Source organism: Dictyobacter arantiisoli, assembly GCF_008326305.1.
In the GTDB taxonomy this organism is placed as follows: Bacteria; Chloroflexota; Ktedonobacteria; order Ktedonobacterales; family Ktedonobacteraceae; genus Dictyobacter; species Dictyobacter arantiisoli.
On sequence record NZ_BIXY01000202.1, the window covers coordinates 1 to 2,542 of the forward strand.

Here is a 2,542-nt window from a genome sequence, read left to right on the forward strand (position 1 = left end):
CACAGCAGTCTGAATGCCCCTGGTCATGTTTCCGCTCATCACTCGCTCTAAAGCGTGATGTGCAGGATCATAATGGTAGAGACCTGGATGAGAAGGGCCGCTTGGCCCACAAACCCAGTAGAGTTCTGCAGGATATAATCCTCCACCAGAAGCTGTTCCTCTTCCAAACCTGACATTGGGAGAGGAAAGAAGGGGGGACCTCCTCTCCTCCCAAATAAGATCCATCCGCAAGTTCAAGAGTCCATAGGTAAGCAGAAGCATCGATGTAAACTCATCAAAAGTCATGGCTCTGTGCTCACGCTTCAAGGTTGTAAGAGACGTCCAAACGTCGGTCATAGGAACAGCAGGATCAAGAATTTTGTCGGGAAGGGCCAGGCGCGTTGCCTGTGGGTACTGTTTGAAGCGAGGAAGCTGATCCTGCCAGACAATCTCTATTGCGTTTGTATCCAAAGGAGTTTGAAATCTTGCGAAGATAGCTTCAATGTATGCCTGGCAGATAGCTGCATTTTTATTCATCTGAGACTCTTTTCACTTTCTACGTGTTTTAAGGAAATGGGTGCGGATCAGTATTGAAATCGGTCAGGTCAAAATCTTTGCTCAGGTAGCCAGCGGTGTGTGGAGCGGTTTTCAAGCGAGGAAGATCATAGACACGTGTCCTCTGGCCGCCAAATTCTATTGGCAATAACCCGGGAACAATCACTTTAAATGTTTTGAGTCCCATACGCTCCTGCTCCGGGCTGGTCAAGTCTACTGCAATAACATCCATGCCCCTGTCCAGGATCAGCTTCACACAATAGAGCAGGTCATCTCGTAGATCAAGGCTCTGTGGCCGATTCGCCAGCCACTCTGCGTAACACGCATCAAAAGGACAGAGCGTCGGATTCTGATAGAGAAAAGCTGCTTTTGACGCAGTTTCTGGCACACTGTAGAGGAGCGCATGATCTGAGACAATTCGCACCTTCCCATAATCCTGGATCATAGTATGAATTTCATCTATATGATGATCGACACGAGTATTATGAACCCAGAAACCAACTTCGGCGAGTGCTGAAAGGATCGCTTGTTCGGGGCTGAAGCTGGCTCCTCCTCCCACCCCAAAACGTGGCCTTATTCGTTCTGGATCATCTTCTGGTCGCGTCAGATGCGTATCGCGTAATACAGCAACAGCTACAACTGACGGAACTGGCATATCGAAACGTGTGTCAAGTATATGGATATCGTAGCCGATTCTATCATATCGATCAAGCATGTGCAGTATGGAGCGATCATTGCAGTGTGCAAGATCAACCCGGCGCGGCGCTGTTTTTGTATGCCAACTTAACAGAATACCGTCTCGTTCGATTAACTCTAGAAGGCCAAATAAAATGGCTTCTTCAGGCGCTCCGCCAATTGCGCATCCACTTGAAGTGTCGCTAGCAATGATAGGGTAATCATCATCATACACACCAACAAGACTTCTAGGTACAAGAATTGGCTTTGATTTGCGAAAGGAATATCCCCATACCCATGGAATAATGAGATCCTCTTTAAATTCCGTGTAATATCTATTATATCTATTGTCGTGATATATTTCTGGCCGGTACAAACCCATCTCTGCTGGATGGACGGCCTCGGCCTGGATATGCTGATAGTTATCAAACACTGTCGTTTTTTGACGCGCTGGCTTAGCCCACGCAAGGCGTTCGAGGCCTTCTAGCAAGGCTGCATGGAACTGATAGCTGGTACCATGACTGGCAAAAGTGATGTGACGCGCCCCTGAGAGGCCGTTTGCAGTTGCTCGACCATAGATGCATGCATCTATGGTATGGGTGTAATTGCTATAATATTGAGCGCCAAGCAGCCCGCTGATGGGATTCACCAGGGCTGTTTCGGGTAAAGAGTACTCTGAAATAGTTTTCAGGTGATATTCTGAAGGTGCTTTTTTTGAGCGAGAACTAATACAAAGCGTTGCAGTTTCCAGGGTGTCCAGTTTGTCCGATTGGAGAACAGAACAGAGAGAACAGCTTACACCAGGAATAAACATATATGTTTCCGCGGAAAGCGTCTCAAGATCGAGTTGAGAGACCCGAGGCTGCGCGCGTTCAATCATGTCGCAAGGGCAAGTAGCCAGCATCATTGCCAGGACAGCCTCCAGAGCGAAGGGAGTCAGGGCTGAGGAGCGCCCAAAAACAAGTCTCTGTTGTGTATGGCTCCACGCAATTGACTCACTTCCGCGATTCATGATCCATACTTGTTCCAGACAAAGAGGACATGGACCTCCCGAAAGCGGATGATAAAGAGGTCCAAAGATGATCTTTGAACGATCCACTCTTAGAGGATAGATGAAAGTATTCTCCTGGTAGTACTTGCGATACCACTGTTCTCTCTCATCAGTGGGTTTCTGTCCATCAAGCACTCCCAGGTCCACTATAAGGGAGACAGAAGGAGGGAGCGCTTCTGCCAGTAGAGAGAGATGTTTCGTCAGGTACTGCTTCAGAAGAGAGACTGTCTCATCCAAGGAAGAAGGATGGAAGGTTTCTATTCTCACTGTGGGCATATTCTT

The 2,542-nt window shown here is 47.9% G+C and carries 1 protein-coding gene and 1 pseudogene; both read right to left on the bottom strand.

Annotation, left to right across the window (positions count from 1 at the left end):
* Window positions 1–516, bottom strand: a pseudogene (locus F1593_RS27755) (hypothetical protein); the annotation flags it as partial.
* Between the two features lie 28 nt (window positions 517–544).
* The coding region (locus F1593_RS27760; RefSeq protein WP_216369022.1) for a TOMM precursor leader peptide-binding protein at window positions 545–2,542 on the bottom strand (1,998 nt) is incomplete at its 5' end.